This is a genomic window from Nocardia terrae, assembly GCF_009760405.1.
Lineage (GTDB): Bacteria > Actinomycetota > Actinomycetes > Mycobacteriales > Mycobacteriaceae > Nocardia > Nocardia terrae.
Map to the genome: position 1 here is coordinate 416284 of NZ_WRPP01000006.1, position 24805 is coordinate 441088.

General features: G+C 69.1%; 18 protein-coding genes. 5 read left to right on the plus strand and 13 right to left on the minus strand.

The window, feature by feature from the left end; all coding sequences use genetic code 11:
* Positions 1–70: 70 nt before the first annotated feature.
* Positions 71–994: a BadF/BadG/BcrA/BcrD ATPase family protein gene (locus GPX89_RS29840; RefSeq protein WP_157391003.1), complete on the minus strand. Its 924-nt coding sequence runs from the start codon at positions 992–994 to the stop codon at positions 71–73.
* A 263-nt stretch (positions 995–1257) separates the two neighbouring features.
* Positions 1258–1599, minus strand: coding sequence for a hypothetical protein (locus GPX89_RS29845; protein WP_157391004.1), 342 nt, complete (start codon positions 1597–1599; stop codon positions 1258–1260).
* Between the two features lie 108 nt (positions 1600–1707).
* Here GPX89_RS29845 and GPX89_RS29850 point away from each other — a divergent pair, with 108 nt between their 5' ends.
* Positions 1708–2733, plus strand: coding sequence for a hypothetical protein (locus GPX89_RS29850; RefSeq protein WP_157391005.1), 1026 nt, complete (start codon positions 1708–1710; stop codon positions 2731–2733).
* Between the two features lie 45 nt (positions 2734–2778).
* On the opposite strand, the gene GPX89_RS29855 is transcribed toward GPX89_RS29850, so the two are convergent.
* From GPX89_RS29855 to GPX89_RS29880, 6 genes are all read right to left on the minus strand, one after another.
* The gene (locus tag GPX89_RS29855) at positions 2779–3408 is read right to left on the minus strand and encodes a hypothetical protein (RefSeq protein ID WP_157391006.1); all 630 of its coding nucleotides are present in this window, start codon (positions 3406–3408) and stop codon (positions 2779–2781) included.
* Positions 3409–3487: 79 nt separating this feature from the next.
* On the minus strand, positions 3488–6283 hold the full coding sequence (locus GPX89_RS29860) for a DUF5682 family protein (RefSeq protein WP_328602446.1): 2796 nt from the start codon (positions 6281–6283) through the stop codon (positions 3488–3490).
* Positions 6280–7398: an ATP-binding protein gene (locus tag GPX89_RS29865; RefSeq protein ID WP_157391007.1), complete on the minus strand. Its 1119-nt coding sequence runs from the start codon at positions 7396–7398 to the stop codon at positions 6280–6282. The genes GPX89_RS29860 and GPX89_RS29865 overlap by 4 nt, the downstream gene beginning before the upstream one ends.
* A 10-nt stretch (positions 7399–7408) precedes the next feature.
* Complete coding sequence (locus GPX89_RS29870; protein WP_157391008.1) at positions 7409–8719, minus strand: vWA domain-containing protein; 1311 nt, start codon at positions 8717–8719, stop codon at positions 7409–7411.
* Positions 8716–10074 (minus strand): hypothetical protein, encoded by a 1359-nt coding sequence (locus GPX89_RS29875; protein WP_235948331.1) that lies wholly within the window; start codon positions 10072–10074, stop codon positions 8716–8718. Before GPX89_RS29875 ends, GPX89_RS29870 begins: the two co-directional genes overlap by 4 nt.
* Positions 10075–10088: 14 nt before the next feature.
* Positions 10089–10523 (minus strand): hypothetical protein, encoded by a 435-nt coding sequence (locus tag GPX89_RS29880; RefSeq protein ID WP_328602447.1) that lies wholly within the window; start codon positions 10521–10523, stop codon positions 10089–10091.
* Between the two features lie 396 nt (positions 10524–10919).
* On the opposite strand from GPX89_RS29880, the gene GPX89_RS29885 reads away from it, so the two are divergent.
* The 4 genes from GPX89_RS29885 (at position 10920) to GPX89_RS29900 (ending at position 15399) form a co-directional block, all read left to right on the plus strand.
* On the plus strand, positions 10920–11432 hold the full coding sequence (locus GPX89_RS29885; RefSeq protein WP_157391011.1) for a VOC family protein: 513 nt from the start codon (positions 10920–10922) through the stop codon (positions 11430–11432).
* A gap of 139 nt (positions 11433–11571) precedes the next feature.
* Positions 11572–12480, plus strand: coding sequence for a LysR family transcriptional regulator (locus GPX89_RS29890; protein ID WP_198347654.1), 909 nt, complete (start codon positions 11572–11574; stop codon positions 12478–12480).
* Between the two features lie 57 nt (positions 12481–12537).
* Positions 12538–13518, plus strand: coding sequence for an AraC family transcriptional regulator ligand-binding domain-containing protein (locus GPX89_RS29895; RefSeq protein ID WP_157391013.1), 981 nt, complete (start codon positions 12538–12540; stop codon positions 13516–13518).
* Positions 13519–13677: 159 nt separating this feature from the next.
* Positions 13678–15399, plus strand: coding sequence for an AfsR/SARP family transcriptional regulator (locus GPX89_RS29900; RefSeq protein ID WP_157391014.1), 1722 nt, complete (start codon positions 13678–13680; stop codon positions 15397–15399).
* A 6-nt stretch (positions 15400–15405) separates the two neighbouring features.
* On the opposite strand, the gene GPX89_RS29905 is transcribed toward GPX89_RS29900, so the two are convergent.
* The 5 genes from GPX89_RS29905 to GPX89_RS29925 form a co-directional block, all read right to left on the minus strand.
* Entirely contained in the window at positions 15406–18771 is a 3366-nt protein-coding gene (locus GPX89_RS29905; RefSeq protein ID WP_157391015.1) for a hypothetical protein, read from the minus strand.
* Positions 18772–18916: 145 nt separating this feature from the next.
* A complete protein-coding gene (locus GPX89_RS43985) occupies positions 18917–20896 on the minus strand; it encodes a serine/threonine-protein kinase (protein ID WP_198347655.1) in 1980 nt (659 codons plus the stop codon).
* The gene (locus GPX89_RS46010) at positions 20893–22878 is read right to left on the minus strand and encodes a protein kinase domain-containing protein (protein WP_157391016.1); all 1986 of its coding nucleotides are present in this window, start codon (positions 22876–22878) and stop codon (positions 20893–20895) included. The genes GPX89_RS43985 and GPX89_RS46010 overlap by 4 nt, the downstream gene beginning before the upstream one ends.
* Positions 22875–23540: a hypothetical protein gene (locus GPX89_RS29920; RefSeq protein WP_157391017.1), complete on the minus strand. Its 666-nt coding sequence runs from the start codon at positions 23538–23540 to the stop codon at positions 22875–22877. The genes GPX89_RS46010 and GPX89_RS29920 overlap by 4 nt, the downstream gene beginning before the upstream one ends.
* Complete coding sequence (locus tag GPX89_RS29925; protein WP_157391018.1) at positions 23537–24781, minus strand: serine/threonine-protein kinase; 1245 nt, start codon at positions 24779–24781, stop codon at positions 23537–23539. The genes GPX89_RS29920 and GPX89_RS29925 overlap by 4 nt, the downstream gene beginning before the upstream one ends.
* Positions 24782–24805: the final 24 nt, after the last annotated feature.

Below are 24805 nucleotides of genomic sequence, written 5' to 3' on the forward strand. Positions count from 1 at the left end.
AACTCCCCGGTGACGCGGTGGATCGATTGCAAATTAGTGTCAGTCGTAACATCGCCGCTGTCAATATTTGTCAGAAGACTCGAATGACCAAGCCCTCCAAGGCGGTCGCCGTGTCGGTGGCCAGCAGGGCGGCACCGTCGATCGGTCGGCCCAGGGGAGCACGACGGTCGACCACCCCGTCGATCGCCCGATCGAGCGGGTCCAGCAGTGCCGCACCGAGATTGACCAGGCCGCCGGTGATCGCGCAGGGCACCGGCGGGCGCAGCCCGGACTGCTCGACGGCGGCGAGAACCGACCGGCCCAGGGCGTGCCCCGCGGCCGTCATGATGGCCGCGGCGGTCTCGTCGGTGGTGGCGGCCGCGGCGACGGCGGGCGCGAACCGCGCGGCGGTCGACGCCGGATTGTCCTGTCGCCCGAGCAGGTTCGGCAGCTCGTGCACCGCGATGCCGTAGCGTTCCCCGACGGCGTCGACCAGCGCCGTGCGTGGCCCACGGCCGTCGTGCGAACGCAGCGCGGCCCGCAGACCCTCGAGGCCGATCCATCCGCCGCTGCCCTCGTCGCCCAGCAGCGGACCCCAGCCATCGACCCGGGTGAAGCGTCCCCTGTCGTCGACCGCGGTCGCGACGGCCCCGGTGCCCGCCGCGAGCACGACACCGGATGATCCGCCGAGCGCTCCGGCATGGGCGGTCACGGCATCGGAGGCCACGGCGACCGCGTCCGCGCCGCTGTGTTCGGCCAGCCGCCCGGCGAGCAGCGCGGCAGCGTCCGGTGCGGCCGCGGCTCCCGCCGCACCGACGGACAGCGCGAAAGCCGTTGCCGGCGCGATCCGGTCGACCACGGCCAGAATCGCCTGCTCCGCCGCCGCGACGCCGCCCGCGTTCGCCAGCCCCGGCGCACCGGCCACCTCGGCGCACCGCGTCGGCTTCCCGCCGACCCGCAGGGATCCGCGGCAGCCGGTCTTTCCGAGATCGATAGCGAGGACGCAACTGGTCATGAGCGAACATCGTCGCAGCAATGCCGCGCCGGTCGCGTCCGCTTCCTGGTGTTCGGTCCAAGGACTGCACCGGCGACCCGGTCGCCACCGTGGCGGCGGGTACGACCGCGACCTTCTACGGTTGGTCGGCGATCGCGTCGAGATAGGAGCGCCGATGCGCGATCCCCTGAACCGGGACTGACAGGATCGCCAGCGCCAACACCGTCACGGTGCGGGCGGTGGCGGCGCCGAGAATCCAGCAGCCCGAGCCGAATTCATTCGGTTCAGAGGGTCCGGGAACGCCCTGCCCCAGGACGTGTCCGCACGCGCTGGTTGCCGGAGCCGAGCGGGGTCAGCATGGTGGCGGCGACGAGCGACACCGCGGTCCCGGCCGCGGGCACACTGCCGATCAACTGTCGATAGGACGCCTTGTCGTTCGGCAGGTTGTAGGTGAATTCCCATGCGCACCAGTGAATCTGAGCAACCATCGCATGCTGTTGCGGGCTCTGGTCGGCGTAGTCGACCAGCGGGGCGAACGAGCCGACGACGAACAGGACCGCGATCGCGGTCAGCAATCTTGCCGCCGCCTGGTCGGCCCGCGCGTGCCGTGGTCGCACGGAAACCATGTCAAGTTGTTCGCGGTGCGGCCGATCAGCGCAACACTCGCGGGCGGCGGGGGCGCAATGTGCTGCCTATACTGAGCGCCGATTTGACGACCGTCCAGGAGGTACGTGGTGGGGGAGTGGCTGCTGGGCATTGCGTTCGGCACGACGGCGACGGCCGCCGCGAGTATGGATCCGGCTGTGCGGCAGGTGACGCCGATCGGGCTGCCGGGTGGTGTGGCCGTGATTCCGGCGGACCCGCAGGGGGCGACGGCGGTGCTGCGGGCGGTACTGGACGCCGCGCTGTTCACGCGGAGCGGACCGCCGCCGGCGGGGTTGGCCTTCGCGTATCCGGACCAGTGGGCGCCACAGCAGGTCGCGATCCTCACACAAGCGGCTGCGGCACTGGGGTATCCGGCGAATCTGGTTCGGCTGATGCCTATTTCGGCTGCGGCCGTACATCATTCGGCCGGGTATCCCGAGGACAACGCGGTCTCGGCGGCCGCCCGGGGCGCGCTGCTCGCCGCGACCGGGCCGCTGGCCGCTGATCAGGCTCCGCGGCAATCGGCTCCGATGTCGGGACCCTCGCCGGTCGGCCCGCGCCGGTCCGCACCGCGAACAGGGCTGATCGTGGCGGCGGTCGCGGCCCTCGTGGTCGTAATCGGCGGTGCGGCAACGGCAGCCATCGTTCTGGCCAGTAGTGGCGGAGACACCACCAGCGCCGCGGCGGGCACCACGACCAACCGAACGACGGCCATGCATCCGACCGTCTCGCCGACCACTACTCCGGCCGTCACCTCCGCGAGACCGCCCGCCGCCGGGGACTCGACCTCACCGGTGCCTCCGCCCCCGCCGGAATCCAGCACGGTCAGCCCCGAACCGCCGCCGACCACCACAACGCGACCGGCTCCGACCACCGACAAACCCACCGCGCCCGAACAACCCGCTCCACCTGCGAAACCGACTACCTCGGAAGTTCCTCCCACGGATATCCACGAAGCCGTTGTCCGCGGGACCTGCAAGGGATTCCTTGACGAGGTGGATACCTTTCCGGGCGGACTAGCGGGAATGCGCGCCGCCTTGCAGCGGCCCTTCTTCACATCCGAGGCCGATTGGGACGAAGCCTGGGCCCGTGCGGCCACCGGATCGTGCTACTAGCTCCATACGAGAAGGCCCGGTCCATCGGGACCGGGCCTGTGTTCTTCAGAGCGTGCCGTTTTCGATGTCCCGCTTCAACGCGGCCTGATACGCCTGATGCGATGAGGTCCCGTTGTCGGCGGTGAAGCCGATCAGCAGCGGGTTCGCGATGAAGGTGATGTGCTCGTTCACCGACGTGGTGCCGTTGCCGTTGTCGACGAAGGTCACCTTCTGGTGGGTGATGACCCCGGGCTGGTCGTAGCTGTCGGTGAGGTAGTAGTGGTCGATCGGGTAGAGCTTCTGTTCGGCCTGGGTCTTCGCCGGGTAGTCGACCGACCCCATCGGGACGTTCTCCAGCGCCGTGAAATCGATGGTCGTGGTGACGCCGTCGCTGCAGGTGCGATGCGTGATGATGTCCTGCAGGAACGGATGCCGCCCGATGTCGTTGCGCAGATTCGAGTAGACCGTCCAGACGTGGGCGATCGGCGCGTTGATGGTGATCGGCAGATCCACCGTGCGGGACGAATTGCCGGAGGACGGACTCTTCTGCTCGGCCTGATAGGAGGCCCAACCGGTCTGCCAGCCGGGGGTGTAGGAGTTCGGGGTGTCGGTACACGTCGGTGCGGTATCAGCCTGCGCGACCGGCGAACCCGCCGCGAACGACAGGGCGAGTGCGCATCCCACAAGATATTTCACGGGCGGACTGTAACGCGTTCTCGAGCCGCTCGCCCGGCCAACCGCCCATTTCGGGGACGAATCGGCCGGGCTCGCGTCCTCAGTCGCGCGCAGTGGACACGCCGAGCCGCGCGGCGAGCGCGGCGGCCGTGTCGGGGAATCGCTCGAGCAATCCGGTTACCTCACGGTTTCCGGCCGGTCCGGCGGCCTGCCAGCCGCCCTCGATCCCGAGCAGACCGGCGAGCGCGTCGCAGGCCGCCGGGTGCGCGGCCAGCAGCTCGGCGACCGGACCGCTCGGCATCGCCGCCACCGCAGGTGCCGCCGCGGTGAATTCGACCGACCATGGCGGCACGAAGGCATCCACGGCGGGCAGCGCCCCCGGGAAGGTCCGGCCCGCCTCCCGGACCAGGCCCGGAATCAGCTCGCCCGCCTGATCCTTCAGCGTGGTGATGAGCTTGGGCAGCCACGGCAGCAGCACCGCGTCCGGCAGCGTGCCGAAGGCTTTCGACAACAGCTCCACCACAAAGGGTTTCAGCGCCGGCGCCGGGTCGATCGCCTGGACGAAACCGCTCACGTACTGCGGAACCGTGGGCAGCACCAGCGGATTGGACAACATGGCGTCGCACCGCTCGCGCAGCTGCGCCATGCTCAGCAGGCCGAGCTGGAAGCGCGCCGCCCACAGCAGCGCCACCTTCGCCGGAGCCTCCGGATGCGACTGCAGCACAGCCAATTCCAGCTGGGTGTGATCGCAGCCCAGCGACAGTGCCAGATTCTCCATCCCGAACAGGAAGCCCAGCATGGCGGCCACCTGCGCCGCCCCGGTCTCCTCGGCGGCGAAGGCGGTGGGCAGCAGGGTGCAGTAGTGGGCGTACCCCGCCGTCACGAACCGTCCGCACCAGGCCGGCAGACCGTCCTCGGTGGATCGGAAATAGTTGAGCAGCAGCCTGATTCGGCGCAGCACCACCGGCGCGTCGTCGACGGTCCGCTCGGCGGCGAGCAGTTCGACCGCGCGATTGCCCAACTCGTCGGCGAGCCGCACCGACTTCAGGTAGACCAGCGCGTCCTCGACCGCGGCCAGCGCCACCGCCGCGGTCGCGTCCGGCGCGGTGACCGCGCGCCGCAGACGCTGCTCGAGCACCTGCTCCACCGAGACGCCCTCGTACCCGATCTCCACCAGCGAGCGCTGATACTTGCCGAGCCCGATGTCCCAGCTCTCCTGGATCGACGTCTCGCCCAATCCGCGCGATCCCATGATGGGCCGCAACGCATCCTGCGGCAGCAGCCTGCGCAGCAGCCACAGCAGATCCGAGCACGGCCGCAGCTCGGGATTCGTCTTCAGATCCAGCAGCGCGCGCTGCAGCGTCCGTTTGGACAGATCCAGTCCCAGCGGCGCGAGCCGGTCGTAGACGTCGCGGGCCAGCGGCGGCAGCGCCGCGTAGCCGACCTGACCGACACGGTCGCCGCCGAGCAGGATCTCGCACAGCCGCCGCACATCCCGCCGCCCCGGCACCCGATCCTTCTCGATGCAGGTGACGGCCGCGTCCTGGAAGTCGTACGGCGTCGGACGAGCGCGATTGCGCAAGCCCGCCAACAGGATCGAGGTCTCGAAGACGGCGATGGCGTCGGCAGTGCTGGCCAGGTAGCCGTTGCGCCGGGCCAGGCGGACGATGTCCACCGACCATTCCAGCAGCTCGGCCTCGTCGAGCGGATCCAGGGCCGGCGGCCGCTTCAGGAACCCCGAAAGCTGGTCCGTGACTTCGGCTTCCGGCACGGCCGGGAGCGGTGGCTTCTTGACGCGCTTGGCGGTGCCCGGCTGTCCGTCCAGCTGGAACGACTGCAACCGGCCGCGCCGCAATCCTTTCGCCCAGGTGGCCGCCGCGATCGACACCGCGCCCCCGGCCAGCCCGAACTGCGCCTCGATGGCCGAATGGCTCGACGGAATCAAGCCGTAGTGCCACGTGGTGGCCGAGCGCGGCGAGATCTCGAACGACGCCTCGGAATCCAGTCCGAACTGCTCGACCGGGCTGGCCGCGTGCGCCGCGCCGCACACGTACAACGCCTGCGCCGGATCGATTCCGTTGGCGGACAGGTGTTCCCGCATTCGGGTCCACATGTACCGCTCGCGGTCCTCGTCCTCGACGGCGCCGTCGCGCCGCAGTCGCCGGAACAGGCTGCCGATCATCACCATGACCTGGCGGTAGGTGTCGTAGTCGGCGTCCACCAGGGGCTGCTCGACGTACTGATCCCACCATTCCGACCAGTGCCGGACCTTGCCGTGGTGCAGCAGGTGCTCTTCCAGCTCGGCGAAACGCGGTCGCAGATCACCGATCTCGAGCCCGACCGCCGCACCGTGCAGGCCGTCGTGCTCGGCGCGCTCCTCGTCGGCGGGAGTGCTCTCCGGCTCGGGCGCCCACTGGAAGACGTGATCGGTGGACCGATCCACCAGTACCAGTTCGACACCCGGCGTCTCGAGCGCGTAGGCGATGGCCTGGTACTCGGCCGAGGACTCGGTGATCGGCGCGACCACCGACAGCGGCGCCCACTCGGCCGGGAAGCCCTCGATCTCGGTGGCGAAGGCCTGCAACGCGATCGGCAACCGGCAGTTGCGCAGTTCGTCCAGCAGCGGCCGCAGGTCCTCGCAGAGTTCCAGATAGATGACCTTCGGCTGCTTCTCGCGCAGCCGCCGCACCATGGCCAGCCCGGAGGCGGGGGAGTGGTGGCAGACCGGGAAGATCTCCAGCCGCTCCGAGAGCGCGCGGTCCACATCGTCGACCATGCCGGCCAGGATGTCGCCCGCCGCCCCGGGCAGCCCGGCGAACGCGAGGGCCGCGTCCGCCAGCTGATCCCGCAGCGCGGCAAAGGTATTCGGCGCGAGCCGAGTTCCCGAGACGTTCACGAGAGCCTCGCGATCGCCGCCCGGCCACCCTCCAGGAATTCACCCCAGGCGGCCTCGCCCTTCTTGTCTTTGGTGCGGGGCTCGACCACGCCGTGCAGGTACTTGTTGAGAATCGCGAGGTCCTCGGGCGTGCGGCGGGCCAGGGATCCGACCAGCGACCCGGCGATGGTCTCGGCGCGCAACTCCTTCTCGCCGAAGAACTGGCTGTGCAGGATGGCGTCCTCGAGCACACCGATCTGTTCGGCGGTCGACAGCGCCGACTCCAGCTTGTCGTCGTCATTGGTGGCCGCCGCGGCGGCGGCGCGCAGATCGGCGAAGCTCTCGAGCAGGATGTCCAGCAGCGTGGGCGGCAGTTCCAGTTCGATGGAGTGGCGGCGCAGCAACTCCGCGGTGCGGAAGCGCACGATCTCCGCCTCGCTCTTCTTGCTGGACACCACCGGGATGCGCACGAAGTTGAAGCGCCGCTTGAGCGCCGAGGACAGGTCGTTCACGCCGCGGTCGCGGCTGTTGGCGGTGGCGATGATGGAGAAGCCGGGCTGCGCGAACACCACATTGTCGTCATCCAGCTCGGGGATCGAGACGTATTTTTCCGACAGGATGGAGATGAGCGCGTCCTGGACATCACTGGTGGAGCGGGTCAGCTCCTCGAAGCGCCCGATCACGCCCTGCTCCATGGCGGTCATGATCGGGGAAGGGATCATCGATTCCCGCGACTGGCCCTTGGCGATGACCATGGAGATGTTCCACGAGTACTTGATGTGGTCCTCGGTGGTGCCGGCCGTACCCTGCACCACCAGCGTGGAATTGCGGCTGATGGCGGCCGACAACAGCTCGGCCAGCCAGCTCTTGCCGGTGCCCGGATCGCCGATGAGCAGCAGGCCCCGGTCCGAGGCCAGGGTGACGATGCTGCGCTCGACGAAGCTGCGGTCGCCGAACCACTTCTGCTCGACCTGGCGATCCAGGCCGTCGGCGCGTTCGGAGCCGAGAATGAACAGCCGCACCATCTTCGGGCTCAGCCGCCACGCGAACGGCTTGGGGCCGTCGTCGATGGACTCCAGCCAGTCCAGCTCCTCGGCGTACTTGATCTCGGCGGGGGCGCGCAACACGTCGTTCATGATGGGTCTCCTAGTCGATGAAGTTCTTGAGCTCGTGCACGAGCTTCTGGATGCGTCCGGAAAGCACCGGGGTGCCGAGGTTTTTGAACCGTTCGCGGAACCACGGGTTGACGCTCTGATGGCCGGAGCTGTTCACCGAGCCGACCGGGATGAGCTTCACCCCGGAGCGGTGGACGGCCTCCATGGACTCGAACAGTTCCTGGCACTGCCATTCGTAGAAATCCGAAATCCACACCAGCACGGTGTTCTTCGGATCGGTGATCTTGGGTTGCGCCAGGGTCATGGCGACCCGGCCGTCGGTGCCGCCCCCGAGATTGGTGCGCAGCAGCACCTCGAACGGGTCGTGCACCCAGGGGGTCAGATCCAGGGCATTGGTGTCGTAGGCGACCAGATGCACGTCGACCTTGGGCAGTCCGGCGAAGATCGAGGCCAGGATGGTGCAGTTCACCATGGCGTCGACCATCGAACCGGACTGGTCCACCACCACGATCATCTTCGCGGGCACGGTGCGTTTCGCGGTCTGCTTGTAGAACAGGCGGTCCACGTAGAGGCGCTCGTCCCGCGGATTCCAGTTGGGCAGGTTCTTCCAGATGGTCCGGTCCACATCGAGATTGCGCAGGATGCGCTTGGGCGGCACGGACCGGTCGATGGTGCCGACGCTGGTCTGCTGCACCTGGGTGCGCAGCACCTCGGCGACCTGATCGACGAAGCGCCGGATGAGCGCCTTGGCGTTGGCCAGCGCCACGCCGGACAGATTGTGCTTGTCCCGCAACAGCTGTTCGACCAGGGACATGCTGGGGGTGAGCTGGGCGGCCAGTTGCGGATCGGCCAGCACCTCGCGCAATCGCATGCGGGACACCAGCTCGCCCTCCAGACCGGCGAGCACGCCCTGCACGGCACCGGCCTGCTCCTCGCCCAGGCTGCGGCGCAGCCAGTTCGCGTCCGACTGCCAGCCTGCCAGCTGCGTGGCGCTGACCTGACCGGAGCCGGTCGCGAACACATTCAGCAGCAGCTTGGAAACCAGTGCGGCGGTGCGGACGTCGGTCGCGCCGATCGGTTGGGTGGTATCGGGTTCGGTGGAATCGATTTCGGCATTCTCGGTTTCGGTGAAATCGAGGTTGTCGAACTCGTCCCTCATCTCCGGATAGCGTTGCACCACATTGTCGATGGACAGTCCCGGGTCCAGCACCGCGAGCGGCAGACCCAGGTCCTCCACGATGCCCGCGCTCGCCTGCTCGAGGGTCGCCTGGCGGTCACCGGCGAAGATTCCGGCCATCAGCCGCCAGTACAGGATCTGGCGGCGTGTCTCATGATTCGTCATTTGCGCAGCAACCGTCCCGCTCGTTCCCGCAGCACCGCCACGGCGTCACCCGACTTCGCCTGTGCCTTGGCGACTTTCGGGTCGGTCGGGCCGAGCGCCCAGTCGCCGTTGTGGAAGTCGGTGAGCGTGCTCTTGACCTTGCGGCGCACGGCCAGCGGTCGCACCGACCAGCCGCCGTCCCAGCGCAGCAAGCCGATCATCAGGCTGGAATTGGTCACCGCGACCGTGGTGAGCGGGCCCGCGGACGGCAGTGCGTCCAGCTCGACCCGGATCCTTTGATCACCCAATTCCATTGCGCCATCGCGGAATCGGTACCCCTCGAACAGAACCGGTTCGGCGATGTGGATCGGATCGCGATCCAGCGGCGCGACGGCCGGGGCCTGCGCCTGCGGCAGTTGCACGGTGGCGGTGACGAACGGATCGGCGGCCTCCCCGACCTTCGCCCGATCGTCATCCCACAGCAGGTCACCGGTAGCCAGCAGGGGCATGTCGGTGATTTCCAGCGTGCGGTGTCCGGCCAGCGCGGTGAGCAGCTGCCGATGTGTACCGAGCAGTTGCCAGATCGCCGGTCCCACAATGGTGTCCACCTTGGCGGCCACCACGGAGACACGCACCCGGCGAGCCGGAGCGCCCGCGACCTCCAGGACGCCGTGCAGCTGTGCCTGCACCGCGGTCCCGTGCTCGTGCAGGTCGACGCCCAAGGGTAGAAGGCGACCCGAAACGGTCTCGGGCGCAGTGGATTCCGCGCCACGCCAGGACAGCAGCAGGGCGCGCGTCCACAGATCGGCCCAGCGGCGGGCCGGTATCCGATCCATGGTGGCGATCGGCGCCGAAGCGCCCAGCTCGGCGGTGAATCCGTCCAGCAGCATGGCCAGGCGTCGCAGTGCGGGATCGGCCAGCAGCGATTCCACGGTCTGGTCGGCGGCCGCCACCAGATCGTGGTCCACGCCGCGCCAGCCCGCGATGGCCAGCTCGCCCAGCCAGGCGCGGGAGCCCGCGGCCAAGGGGCTCGGGGCGGCGCTGTCCGAGGTCGTCGACCACTCGAATCGACTGCGGCCCAGAGCATTATCCGCTTGGTCCACCAGCGCGTCGTGTACGGCTCCGAGCAGAGCGGCGCGGGCGGCGGCCAGCGCCGACACCTCCTCGGCGCCGATCGCCCCGGTGCTCACCTTGGACACCGCCGCCGCGACCGCGTCGGCCAGCGGCGAGCCCGCCACCCCCGCGGCCAGCGCCGCCAATGCCGCGTTCTGCGGCTCGGAAACCCGCGCGAAGCCGTTGACCAGCGCGGTATCGAACCCGCTCACCGCTTCCAGAGCGGCCGACACACCCGCCGGCGCTTCCGTCAGCGCGGTCATCTGTATCGCCTGCATCAGCGACCCACCCCCGCCGGAAACCACTGCAACTCCGGAATCGGTGTCGCACTACCCGGCAACTCCAGGTAGGTCAGGTGCCGCAGGAACCGGCTGAACACCGCCGCGGCGGGCGCGGGATCACGAGATCCGTTGAGGCAACCGGCAAGTCGTCCACCCTCGGGCACCTCGACCCGCAGGAACCGCGCCACTCGATCCTGCCCGTACTGCAACACCGCCTCCTCGATGAGCGCGTCGAGATGCTTGCAGCACCACCCCTGATTCAACCCGCCACACGGCCGATTGTTGTTGGTGCTGCAGCTGAGCCCATGCGTCCCCGCCGTCACCGACGCCACATACACCCGCGAAATGTCCGACCCGCTCGACACCACGCCCTGCAGCCGCCCATCCGCCAACTCGACGAACGGCACCTTGTTCAGTTTCCGCGGCGCCACGGCGGGCAAAACCCTTACCACAGAAGCACTTTCCCAAGCCAGCTGATCCGGCTCGGTGTTCGGATTCGAGACCATCGTTCTCCCTCCCGGTCGATCACGATGCGGCCAAAGGTAGGTGACCCCACCGACAAGTCCTTCGTAGCCGCTGAACCCGCTGGTGGACGCCCGTTCCGTGTCGGTGGGCAGTGCTAGATTCCGGGTAGTTGTCGATCCTCGGACGAAACGGGGGGAGTGTCATGCGACTCGGAACAGTCACCATCGCAACGGTTCTCGCGGTGTGCGTCGGTGTCCTACTGGGCGTACCGGTCCGGCTGTCAGCGGTCTGCCAGGCGCCTCGGGCAGGCTCGCGGAGTCGGCGCGCGGGCTCGCCGGCGAGCGACTGTGAGGAGCATTCGGATGGGCATCGCATCGGGGCCGGTCTTTCAGGTGGCGTGGGTCGTCACCGATCTCGAGGCGGCGGAGAAGGAATTCGGCGCGCGGTACGGGGTGGAGAACTGGGTTCGGATTCCGGGGATTCACTTCGCACCGGAGACCTGCCGGTTTCGCGGTGCGCCCGCGGATTTCACCATCGACTCCTCGATGGGGTACGCGGGCGGGCAGCAGGTGGAGCTGATCACACCCGTTACGGGGGAGAGCCTCTACACCGAGGCGCTCGCGCAGGGCGGGCCGGGGCTGCACCACATCGCCTGGGTGCCGGATGATTTCGACGCCGCCGTGGCCGAATTGCGGGCGAGCGGTGTCGAAATCCTCCAGCACGGTGTGTTCGCCGAGGTCGGGATGGAGTCCGTCTATTACTCCGGCGGCCCCCTCGGTTCCTTCGTAGAACTCCTGCGTCTGTCCCCCCAGGTCCGTGGCATGTTCGACGGTATGGTCCCGGAGGGCTACCGCAATCCCTGGCACGCCCGCTGACCCGGAAGGGCGCGACGATACGGAATTGATGACAGGGCACGGCGGGCGCTCCCGGGAGAACCTGTGCGGTGAGGTGGCGGGATCATGTGGGCGGCAAATATGCTGGGCGGCGTTTAATCCGGCTCAACGATTGGCGTCCATGGTCGACCGTCTCGGGATCGAGGCATTTCTGATCCTCGCGGAGGAGCGGCATTTCGGGCGCACGGCACAACGCCTGCATCTGACGACCGGGCGGATCAGCCAGACGATCCGCAAGCTCGAACGCAATATCGGCGCACCGCTTTTCGAGCGGACCAGCCGCAAGGTGCAGCTCACGCCGCTGGGGGAGCGGCTGTATCGGCGGTTGCGCCCGGCCTACGACGAGATCGTGGCGGGCTTCGAGGAGGCCCGGTCGTTCGCGCAGGGGGCGTGCGGGGTGCTGCGGGTCGGGTTCGTCAGTTCCGCCGCGGGGCTGCTCGCCGTGGAGGCGGCCGTGCTGTTCGAGCAGCGGAATCCGGGTTGGCGCGCGGAAGCCAAGCAGGTGGCTCCGACCCACTGCCTGCGCGCCGTGCGGGAGCGGGATGTCGACGTCCTGATCGTGGTCACCCCGCACGACGAACCCGACATGACCACCGGCCCGGAGTTCTTCACCGAACAGCGGGTGCTGGCGGTGTCCGCCGCCCACCCGTTCGCGCGGCGGCGGAGCGTGTCCATGAGCGATCTCGCCGATATCGAGCTGCTGTCGATCAATTCGACCGGCGACTTTCCCCGCGGCTGGCGCGCGGACCGGCTCGAACGGGGCGCGGGAGCGAGCTTCGACACCGTCGCCGAGGCCCTGGCGCTGATCGGCGCGGACCGCGGCGCCTATGTCTTCGGCGCGCAGATCATGCACTTCCACGCGCGACCGGACGTCCGCTATATCCCCATCCTCGACGCCGAGCCGATGGGGTGGGTGCCGACCTGGCTGACCGCTCGCGACGGCGAGGTCATTCGATCCTTCGTCGCCGCCGCCGTCGACACCCCGATCCCGGACTATTTCGGCCGCCACTCGTTCGTTGAGCCGGATTAAACGCTCGTGTCATCGTTCGGTCTTGTTCCGGCTCTTGCGGAATCACAAGCTGGAGATGTGCTCGAAGCGACCGACAATGTGTTGTTGCCCCAGTCCGTCCTGCGCCACGCGGTGGGCGCCGGGCTGAAGCCGCGGCAGCTGGCGGCCGCGACCGGCTTGCCCAGCTGGTCGTTGAGCGGAGCGGAGGAGTACCGGGTGCCCAGCACCGGATACCTGCGCACCTGGGAGGTCGTCGAGCACGGTCTCGGCGATCCGAACGCGGCCATCGAGATCGCCAAGCGCTACGTCCTGGGGCAAGTCGGTTTGTACGACTACCTTTTCAGCACGGCGCCGACCCTCGGCGCGGGCCTGGAAGCCTGCGGCACCTACCTGGGCGCGATCACCACCAACTTCCGCATGGCGCCGGGACTGGAAACCGAGCAGGAGGTCACGTTCGAGATCTCCATGATCAACGGCGAAGGCCGGGGCCGGGAGCTGGCGGCGCAGTGGGGCCTGGCCGCGATCTTCACGCGCAGCCGCCTGATCATGGACGGGCCGGTGAATCCGGTGCGAATCGCGTTCGAGCAGCAGGCTCCACGCAACCACGACCAGCTGGTCGAGCTGTTCGGCACGACCGAGATCGATTTCGGCGCACCTTCGGACAGCATCACCGTCAGCGTCGCCGATCTGGCCCGCCCGCTGCGCACCGCGGACGCGCGACTGGCCGAGATCCTGCATCAGCACGCGGCCCGGACCCAGCCCGTGGCCCCGCCGCACGCGAGCACCTGGCTCGATCATCTGGCCGGAATCATTTCGACCGCGCTGGACGAGAATTCGGCCGGCATCGACGCGGTGGCCGCCCGCATGTACCTGAGCCGCCGCTCCCTGCAACGCCGGCTCAGTGAGCACGGCACCACCTGGCGGACCGAACTCGAGCGGGTGCGGCGGGCTCGCTACGAGACGGCCGATGCCTCGCTGGGCCGCTCGGGCCAGGCGGTGCTGCTCGGATACAAGGACCACCGCTCCGCCCGCCGAGCCGTGAAACGCTGGGACCGTTGACGCGTTCCGGACCGGGTTGGCACGTTTTTGCATTGTCGATGGCACATTTCGCCCTCCCCGCCGGACCGGCCTGCCGTGAGACTGACTGCACGGAGAATCGAATCGAGTGGGTTGACGTCGAGCGAGGAACGTGTGGGACAGATAAGACTCCTTGGGGGCGTGGCGATTTCGGCGGATGGCGGGGTGCGGCGGGTGGGCGGCCCGCGGGTGCGGATGCTGTTGGCGCTGCTCGCCGTGCAGCCGGGCCGGGTGATCAGCTGTGACGCGCTGATCTGCGGCATCTGGGGTGACGTCCTGCCCGCCGATCCGGCCAATGCGCTGCAGACCCTGGTGAAGCGGGTCCGCGCACTGCTGCCGCCGGATACGGCCGTGGAGTCGGCCGCGGGTGGCTACCGGCTGCGAATCGACGCCGACGACATCGACATTCATCGATTCGTGCGACTGGCCGAGGACGGGATGGCGCAATTCGAGGCCCGAGCCGCCGAACGCGCGGCCGAGCTGCTCGCTGCCGCGCTGGAGCTGTGGCGGGGTGAGGCGTTCGCCGACCTTCCCGAGAATCCCGACCTGTACTGGCATGCGGATCGTTTGAACCAGCTGCGACTGGATGTGGTGGAAGCCCGCGCGGAGGTGTACCTGTCGCTGGGCCGCGGACGCGATCTGGTCGAGTCGCTCGCTCGCGAGCTGCGCGACGAGCCGTTGCGGGAGTCCCTGGCGGTGAAGCTGATCCAGGTACTCGTCGCCACCGGCCAGACGACCCGGGCCCGGGAGGTTTTCGACGCCACCCGCGCACTGTTGCGTGACGAACTGGGCGTGCCGCCGTCGCCGGAACTGGTGGCCGCGATGGACCGGATCGACAGCGGCGCAGCCGAGTTCACGCCCGCGCTGCCGGTTCGGCTCACCAGCCTGATCGGCCGGGAACCGGAGCTCGAGCGTCTCGGCGCGACGCTGGGCGCGACGCGACTGCTGACCCTCACCGGCCCCGGCGGCGTCGGCAAGACCAGCCTCGCCCTCGAGGCCGCCACCCGGCTGGCCGCCCGGTGGCGTGACGGCTGCCGGCTGATCGAACTGGCCGCGATCGCGGACGCGCGCACCGCCGGCGAGGTCATTCTGGCCGAGCTCGGCATGCACGCGGACCCGGAATCGGCCCACGTCTGCCCGATTCACCGTCCGGCGGTGGTCGGCCACAAGGAGTTGCTGCTCATCCTCGACAACTGCGAACACGTCCTGGACACCGCCGGACTCGTCGCCGAGCTACTGCATCGCTGCCCGAATCTGACGGTCCTCGCCACCAGCCGCGAGCCGCTCGGCATCCACGGCGAGACGCTGTTCCCGGTGGCGCCGCTGGCCGCGCCCGCGCTGGGCTCCGCGCCCGCCGAGGCGCTCGGATCGCCCGCGGTGCATCTCTTCCTGGACCGGGCGCGGGCGGTCCGCTCGGGTTTCACCGTGACCGGCGACAACTGCGAGACCATCGCCGCCATCTGCCGTCGCCTGGACGGCATTCCGCTGGCCCTGGAGCTGGCCGCGGCCCGCATCCACACCCTGACCCCCGCCCAGATCCTGGCCCGCCTCGACGACCGATTCCGCCTGCTGTCGGGCAATCGCGCCGCCGCGGCCCGCCACCGCTCCCTCTACACCGCGATCGAATGGAGCTGGGAGTCCCTCGGCGACCCGGAACGCCGCATGGCGCAACGACTCTGGCTGTTCCCCGAGGGCGCCACCCTGGAAGCCCTCGAGGACGTCGGCGGCGGCGACGCGGCCGGACCGCTCAGTCGGCTCGTCGACAAGTCCCTGGTCGAATTCGACGGCCGCCGTTATCGCATGCTGGAGACCATCCAGGCGTTCGTCGGATCGACCGTCAGCTCCGAACAGCGTGTGGCATAAAGGATCTCACGTGCGAGGGGACAGGTCCCAGGCGCGTTGCTCGATCTCTACGTGCTCCGAGGCGCGCAGGCGGGTGAGCAGGTCACGCCAAGGCGGCGACCAATCGGCGGTGGGAGCGTAGTTCTCGATCAGGGACAGGGCCATCAATTGCGCTGAGAGCGAGCGCTGTTCGGTGAGGGCCGTGGCAGCGGGGAGCAGGTCGGAATCGGCGGCGGGTCGGCCGCGTCGCGTGAAATGCCACAGGAGTTCGCGCTGAGCGAGGCTGCCGACATAGACCGGGCGATCCCGGAGGAGGGCTGCCAGTGCGACCAGTTCGGTGGCCAGCCGCCGCGCGGACAAAACATCCCGCGGTCGTGGTAGCAGATTGACGGCGAGGCTGGTCGCCTGCTCGAGGAACAGGGGCTGGGTGACGAGTCGGCGCCGAGCCGCTCTCGCCAGTGCGAGTTCCGCGTCCGACGGGGAACGGCGAGGGTTCTCGATCCGCCTGGAGATCCGTCCGATGATCGCCCGCACACGATCTCGGGCCTGCTCGTCTCGGGGCGCGGCGACCAGCTGCTCGAGCGGCGGCAAGATCTCCTCGGCGATCGCGCCGGAATCCAGCAGTGCCAACAGGACCGGCAACTCGTCCGCGCCGCGGGGATCGGAGGGATCGCCCACGGCCGCGATCAGGTCCGTGAATCCGCCGTCGTACCAGGGGGCCCAATACGAGAAGGCACGGGTGGTGCGGAAGCGGACGCCCGGGTCCTCGGAGGCGGTCAGGAGCCGGCGCACGAGTGCCGCGTACCGCGGGCGGTCGCTCGGGGCGTAGTCGAGCGGGCCCGTGCGGCACAGGGTGCGGACGAACAGGTCTCCGGCGCCGGGAATCGCCGCGTCGAGCAGCGCGTCCAGCGCGCGAGATTCCTCGGGCCAGTGCTGGAGTGCCACGGCGATCGCAGTGCGCACGTCCCGGTGGAGTTCGGGTTGATTCCACTGGTGCAGAAGGGCATTCAACGGTGCGGCCCGATGTCTTTCGAGCAGCCGGGCCGCCTGTTTGCGGACGATGATCTTGCGGTCCGGGGCGGTGAGGGCCGACACGAGCATCTGCCCCAGCTCGGATGGCGGTACCGAACCGGCGCAGCGCGCCATGGCGGCGACCGCGGCCGCCGACGTCGGGCCGGTGGCGCGATCCAGCAACAGGGTCATGACTCGTTCGCCGCCGATTCGGGCCGCGGCATCCAGGGCCGCCTCCGCAATCGGGATGTCGTCATGGCGGCCGAGCTCGGCCAGGGCGGTCAGACTACCGGGGATCAGACCCAGGGACCGCACGGCCTTCAGGCGTGTATCGACCGGTAGCGCACGCGTGTTCGCGACCGATGCGACGACCTCCCGCACTTGATCCCGCTGCGAATCGGTCCAGTGTGCCGCCATGGTCGCGGTGACGTCGGGCAACCAGCCCTCGTTCTCCGCGCGCAGGGCCGTGAGCGTCACAGCGAGCAGGTCGGGTCGCTCGCACGCGACAACGCGCCACAGATCATGGGCCGATCGCACCCGCGGATCCCCGACGAGGAGTTCCGCCACCCGCTCATCGTGCCGTGCCGGCTCGGCGAACCAGAACCGCTCGCGGTGTTCTCGCCGCATCGTCAGCTCGAAGTCCTCGTGGGCGCGGAGATCGGCCTGCAGTTCTGTCAGATACTCGGCCCTGCGACCCAGTGACTTCGCCAAAGTTGTTGCGAGCGAGGCGGTCCGACGCTCGCGCTCGCCGCGCAATTGTGGCTCCAGCGCGGCGAGCAGCCGTGTGTCCATGCCGCGCGGCAGTGTCCGATCGAGCCGGTCCTGCCCGGAATCGAAGTCGCGGTGTTCCTCGGTGTGCCAGCGGCGCCGTCCGGTGCTCGTGCGCGGGCGGTCCTGGTCGAGACGCAGGGCCTGGTATCCGAAGCGGCCGATCAATCGGGCGTAGCTGCCGAATGCCCAATCCATCAGTACGGGAGCGTGATTCGCATCCGTGTGTCGAATTACCCGAGATATCAGTCGGCGCAATGCGAACATACTGCGCTCGGAGGCGTCGCGAGCCTGGACCACGGACTCGGTGAACGCGGTCAGTGCGGGCGCGAGCTCGTCGTCGAGCACTCGGACACGCAGCAGCGCAAGTGATTCCAGGATGTCCGCCCGAACCGGATCCTGCTCGTGGCGGGTGCGCTGCGCGACCTCGAGGAGCGTCGTACGGACGACTGCCGGCTCGCCGGAACGGGCCGCGCATTCGATGAGCAGTACACGAGCGGTCCCGCGTGTGCGCGCGTCACCGCCGTAGGCCGCCGCGTGCAGGGATTGTGCCGCTTCGCCGAACGACAGATGCGCCTTGATCCGCAACGGTACGAGCGGGTCGTCGAGCCGCCGTCGCGACGAATGCCACACCGAACCATGCCATTCCAACATTCTCCGGGCTTCTGCGGCTGCACGCTCGGGTGGGAGCCAGCGCAGCGCCGGGAGCGCGGCGAGATCGCGCCCGAGGTACGGATCGCGGGCTACGAGCGCGTCGAACACGCTCTCGCGCAGGCGCGGCGGCACCACGGACAGGTCGTGCGTCGGCCGCCACGAACGGTAGCCGCCAGTCGCGATGAGCTCGACAATGGTGGATACCGGCAGCGCCGGGCGGTGTGCCAGCAGCAGCTTCCGGCCGAGATCGGCGGTGTAGTGATCACTCGCGATCACCAGATCGGCGGTGCGGTCGGCGTCCTCGCGAATCAGGGCTCGCAATGTTGCCGCGGGTAGGCTCCCGCACCACTGGGTCTCCCGATGTGTTTCCAGAATATCCAGCGCCCGTTCGGGTTTCAGCCGTGCTGCCTCGGCGAATCCCCGTTGACAGCGTTTCCACCAGTGGTAGCCGTTCACGCCTTCGGACGCGCCGTCGATGGCGTCGAGGACCGCGCGAGGATGCCCCCGGCCGATCGCACGCCATGCCGTGATCTCGTGCAGCAGTTCGGGCAGTGCGCGCGAGACGACCGCGCCCGAGCACGCCGGCAGCAGTGCCGCCGCCTCCCGATCGCCCCAGCGTGATCGAACGGTCGGCAGCAGACTGTCTGCGGCGTCGGTGCGGCCGCCGTGCCGGAGAGCGCGGTAGATGGCCCGGCGCAAGTCGGTCGGTGCGTCGATCATCGCCGCCGCGATGGCCGCGTCCGACACCGGCAGCGTCCGCACCGCGCGCAGCGCCGCACGGCGCAGCGCCGGGTCCGGCCCGGCCAGCACGCGCTGGATATGAATCAGATCGCGCGCGGCCATCGCCATATGCAGCGCGAGCCGCGGACCATCCGTGCCCACCGTGCTGAGCTGCGTCAACACGGAGGCGAGCTCGGAAGATCCGGCCAATCGCCGGGAGATCAGTGCCAATTCCCGCATGCGCCGGGAGTAGGGAAGAGAGTCATCGAGAGCCAGTGCACGCACCGGCGCGAAGGGGCTCAACAGCCCGGGCGGAAACCGCCCTTCCATGAGATGAACATGCGATCAACAGTAGCCCATGGGTCCGAGTCCTGGGAACCGCACGTCAGCGGGTCGACACCACCGATACCGAACCGGAGCGCGAATTGGCCACGTACAAGCAGCCGTCGGTGGACATGGCCAGGCCCGCGGGTTCCTGTTCGACGCGGATCCGATCGACGACCTTCGCGGTGGCGGTGTCGACGACCATGAGGGTGGCCGTGTCCTCGGCGGCGATGTACGCGCGGGAGCCGTCGGCGGACAGCGCGATACCCGAGAGCCGGGAACCGAGATCGATACTGCCGGTGACGGATTCGGTCGCGGTATCGATGAAGAAGGCGCTGTTGGCGGTCCAGGTCGTCACCGCGGCCCGGCGGCCGTCGGCGGACACGGCCAGGTCCCGGGTCCGCACGCCCACATCGATTTTCGTGACCGCGCCGGTCGCGGGGTGGTAGACGGAGATGTCGTTCTTCTTCTGGTTCATCAGGCTGTATTCGGCGATGATCAGATTGCCCGAGCCCGGCAGCGGGCGGATCTCACCCGGCTGATGGTCGATCGGAATACGGTCACCGACACGGGATTTCGTGTTCGCGTCGAAGATCGAGAGGTTGTCGCCGTCCGGGACGTAGACCTGCCGGCCGTCGGGAGACACGTCCGGGCGCTTGGGGGAGTCGATCGGACCGAGGGTCCCGATCTCGTTGCCCGTCGCGCCGTCGAGGATACGGATCACCTTGCGGGCGATCGACGGTGCGTAGATGCGGCTGCCGTCGGGGGAGACGACGGCCTCCTCGAACATCGCCAGGTCGAGTTTGACGGTCCGGACGACGGCGTTGGTCGCGGTGTCGACGACCTGCACACCGCCGGGATCGAGGACGAACAAGCGGGTGCCGTCGGCCGACAGCGCCACCGAGGTCGGAACGCCGCCGACCGATATGCGGGCAGGTCGGGGTGTGGAGGTCGTCGATACGACCGAAGACGCTGTGGCCGAGGTCTTCTCGGCACCGTGCACGGCCATGTAGGTGAGCCCGCCCGCCACCACGAGCATGACGATCGCCAGCACCGCGAGTGTGAGCAGCACCGCGTTCCGCCGGCGTGGCGCGAGCTCCGGCCGGGTTGTCTCGGCACGCACGGTCAGGTCGGCGATCTCGCGTGTGAAGACCCGGGTGCCCTCGGTCACGTCGACGGGCAGCCACCGGTCCGCCCGGGTTCGGGTCGTGCGGTTGAGGACCGCGAGCAGATCGGCCGGGTGCGGCCGGGCGGCCGGATCGACGGAAAGGCACTGCGCCACCAGGTCACCGAGCGATCCCGGTGGCAGTCCGGACAGATCCGGTTCGCCGCGGGCCACGCGCATGAGCAGCGCGGCGGGATCGCCGTTGCCGAACGGGCCCCGGCCGCAGGCGGCGAACATGAGCACCGAGCCCAGTGAGAACACATCGCCCGCGGGTCCCACGAACCCGCCGCGGGCTTGTTCGGGGGACATGTATCCGGGCGTGCCGATCACACCGCCGGTCACCGTGAGCGTCGACTCGTCCTCGCCCAGCGACTGCGCGATGCCGAAGTCGATGACGCGCGGCCCGTCGGCGGCGACCAGCACATTCGAGGGTTTGAGGTCCCGGTGCACCACCCGCGCCGCATGGATCGCCCGCAGCGCCTCGGCCATACCGCGGGCCAGCTCCCACAGCGAATCGACCGGCAGCGGGCCGTAGGTCGCGACCACCTGATCCAGCGCGGGCGCGGCGATGTATTCGCTCGCACTCCACGGCAGCGGGCCCGAGACGTCGGCGTCCACCACGGCGGGCGTGTGGAATCCGCCCACGGCCCGCGCCGCCGCCACCTCACGCGCGAATCGCCGCCGGAACTCCGGATTCCGGGCCAGATGCGGGTGGACCACCTTCACCGCCACCAGCCTGCGGCCCGGTGACAGGCCGAGGAACACCTCACCCATGCCGCCCGCCCCGAGCCTGCCCAGCACCCGATATCGGCCGATGGTGCGCGGATCGTCGGCGGCCGGTGGCTCGATGGGCCGGGGCAGTGACGGCGCGTTCATGCGTTGACCGCGTAGACGTTTCGGTCGTCACAGCACAGGAACACCGTTCCCGAGCCGTAGGCGACCCGGCCGAGCTTGTCCGGGGCTTCGAAGCTCCAGCGTCGTTCTCCGCTGCCGCTGTCGAGCGCGTGCAGGACCTTGGCCTCGAGGAGATAGACGGAGTCGGTGCCCGCCGCGATCGCCGCCGTCAGCGGCTGCTCGGCGCGATACAACCAGCGCACGGTGCCGTCCGCCGCGTCGAAGCCGTAGGCGCGCTCGTAGTCCACCATGAACACCGTGCCGCCGCGCACGGCGATCGCCGAGCCGGTGTAGTGGTCGAACTTCCATTTCTCGGTACCGGTGGCGAGATCGTATGCGCGGAAGGCGGATCCGGCCGCGATGAACAGGGTGCCGCCCGCGATGACCGGTGACTCCAGCTTGGAGAAATCAAGTTTCGCATCGCCGGCCCGCCAGCGCTGGGCGCCGGTCGCGGCGTCGAGGACGCACAGCTGGGCGCCCCCGGTCACGGTGGTGACCACGCCGCCGGCAGCGCACAGGTGCGGGACGGAGAGCGTGTCCCCTTCGAGGGCGCTCCAGCGCTGAACGCCGGTGGCGGCATCGAAGGCGGCAATTCCGTTGCCGTGCAACGACGACAGCGCACCGAAGACCAGCGCGCCGTCCGTCGCGACCGCGCCGCCGATATCGGCGTTGCTCCACAATTGGGCGCCTGTGGTCGCGTCGAAGGCGAACAGTCCACTCGTGTTGGAGGCGAACACCTTTCCGCCGGACACCACCGGTCCGTTCGAAAGCTCCCGTTGCATAGGGGCTTTCCATCGCGTCGAACCCGATGCGATGTCCAGGGTGTACATCGACCCGTCGATGCTTCCGACATGGATCGAATTCGCGCCCACCGCGATCGGGTCGAGCACGAAGTCGGTGCCGACGAAGGCTCCGATATCGCTCTTCCATCGCAGCGTGCTTCCCGGAGTCGGGTGTGCCGCAGGATCTTTGGAGCGAAGTCCTTTCATGATCAATGTGCCCGCGCCGAAGGACCCCGCCAGCACGGCCGCCGCGCCGACCGCGGCCGCTCCCACCACCTTGCGGCGGCTCACCCCGCGCGCCGGTTCCAGCGGCTCGACCGCGGGCGGTGCCGCCACCGCCCGCAGCATCGGTGGTGGCAGCCAGTCCTTCGTGCTCGGGTCGTGCCGGTGGTCGGCCAGCGCGGTCAGCAGGTCCGCGGTGCGCGGACGGGAGTCGGGGTCCTTGTGCAGGCAGGCCGTGATGATCCGATACAGCCTGCCCTCGCGCAGGCCGCTGAGATCGGGTTTGTCGTGCGCCACCCGCATCATGATCAGCGCGGAGGTCTTGTCCTCGAATGGACCGTGCCCGGTGGCCGCGAAGGTGAGGACCGAGCCGAGGGAGAAGACGTCGCCCGCGGGACCGATCTCGCCGTCGAGCACATGCTCGGGCGACATGTAGCCGGGCGTGCCGATGATCGAGCCGGTCGCCGTCACCGACTGGGTCTCGGCGACGAGCTTGGCAATGCCGAAATCGATGACGCGCGGCCCGGATTCGGTCAACAGCACATTGCCCGGCGTGAGATCCCGATGGGTGACGCCCGCGGCGTGGATGGCGATGAGCGCCTCGACGATGCCCGCCGCCAGTTCCTCGGCCGATGCCTCGGGCAGCGGCCCGAAATCGGTCACCACCTGCTTCAACGACTGTCCCGCAATGAAATCGGTGGCCAGCCAGGGCTGGGCCGCCTCCCAATCGGCGTCGACGACCGCGGCCGTGTAGAAGCCGCCGACCGCCTGTGCCGCCTGGATCTCGCGGGCGAAACGAGCGCGAAAGACATTGTCCCGGGCCAGATGCCGGTGCACCACCTTGAGCGCGACCCGCCTCCCGCCCGGCGACTCGCCGAGCAGCACCTCGCCCATACCGCCGGAGCCCAGCCGGCCGATCACCCGGTAGGCGCCGATGGTCCGTGGCGGGTCGGTGCTCACCGAAGCCGATCCAGCATGGTGTGCGCCTGGTCCTCGGCGGCCTTGCGCACCTCCTCGCGGGTGGTGTGCAAGCCGCTGCCGGTCACCTTGAAAGTGATGCGCAGGGAGAGGTTCTCGTCGATCGCCTCGACCACCGCCGTGAGATAGGTGCTCGTCGCATTGCCTCGGTCCTCGACCGTGAAATACGCGGAGCTGCCGAGGCCGGAGATCGCGCCCGAGGTCGTATCCGCGGGCGGCGTCTGGATGGCGCTGGTCTTCGACTCCTCGAAGATCTCCGGATCCTCGGTCGCCTCGTAACTGGCCTGCCCGGTCAGTGCGCCGTTGTCGAGATCGGCCACGCACTCCAGGCTGCCGGTGGTGCCCGCGTCGGTCTCCTGGTGGACGGGTGTACCGGTGACGGGGAAGCCGAGCTTCGCGGTCGCGGAGAAGTCCAGCGCGTCACAGGAATTGGCGACCTTGCCCGGCTTGTATTTGCCCGGCGTGGGCCGGAGCGGTCCACCCGGCTGATAGGTGGTGGTCGTGCCCGCGGCGCTGCTGTCGTCCTTGCCGCCGGAGAGCACCACCACCGCGGACACCACGGTCGCCACGAGCAGCACCGCGCACACCGCCGCGACCAGCCACGGCAGCCGATTCCGCGAGGAGACCGGGGGCCGAACCGTCACTTCAGCCTCCCGAGCACGACCTTGGCCTGCGTCTGGCAGATCTCGGCCAGCTTGTCGCGACCGGTGCCGTTGTCCTCGGACAGATTGACGTCGACGATGGCCACCACATTCGATGTCAGGAACCCGAGGGTGCAGCCGATCTCCTGGGTATTGCCCTTGTTCGGTTCGTGAATGACCTGATAGGCGTCCTCGCCGATGCCGGGCACCTTGGCGGTGGTCACGCCGGAGCCGGTGGTGCCGAGTCCATCCGACCGGTGACCGTCGTACAGCTGGTGCACCATGTCCATCTTGTCGGAGACCTCGATGTGCAGCATTGCGAAGCCGTTCTCGCTCATCGGGAGGCATTCCAGCGAATCGGCGACCGTCGGCATCTCGAGCTTGTCGCCCTGGGGAGTGTTGATGGTCTTGCCGATGTACTTCTCCAGGGTGGGCCAGTCCAGCAGGGCGCAGGCGTCGCCGATGCTCGCGGCGGTGTACTTGACCGCCGGAGCGGCCTTTCCGCTCGTGGGTTCGGCGCCGCCACCGGCCTTGCCGGAGTCACCGCGAGTGGCGACCACGACGCCGACGGTGGCGAGAATCGCCACGATCAGGACCGCGCACGCGGCGGCGAGGATCCACGGTAGTCGGCTTCGCGAATCCGGCTGTGCCACAGGCTGTCCCGGGGCGACCGGGACGGTTGGGCCGGGCGGAATCCGTTGCGTAACCGAATCGGGGATCGGCGGTGGCGGGACGCGATCCCGCACGAGCGGCGCGGCCTCGGCGAGCGACCGGGCGAGATCGGCCGCACCGGGTCTGCGGCTCGCATCGTCGGATAGACAGTCGCCCAGCGCCATTCGCAATCCGAACGGCAGCGCATCCCATCCGCCGTCGCGGGGCGGGCGGCCGGTGGCGGCGAAAACCAGTACCGCCGCGAGCGCATACACATCGTCGGCGGGCCCGGTCGCGGGCTGTGCGGACGGCCGGGGGTTTCCCAGCCGCGGCCCCTCCGGATACACCAGCACCGTTTCCGGCCGCAGATCCCCGAACACCTGCCGTAGCGCGTGGATTGCTGCCAGCGCCTCCGCCAGTCGGGTACCCACGGCGCGCACCGTGGGCTCCGGCATCGGGCCGTATTCCGCGATCAGCCGGGCCAAGGTCGGTTCGCTCGCGCCGCCACTCGGCGGTTCGGGCGTCTGTGTCACGTCATCCGGGCTCACGGACGGCGGCCGACCCTCGTTCTCGGCGTTCTCACTTCCTGTCATGGTCAAGTCCTCCCTCCTGACCGC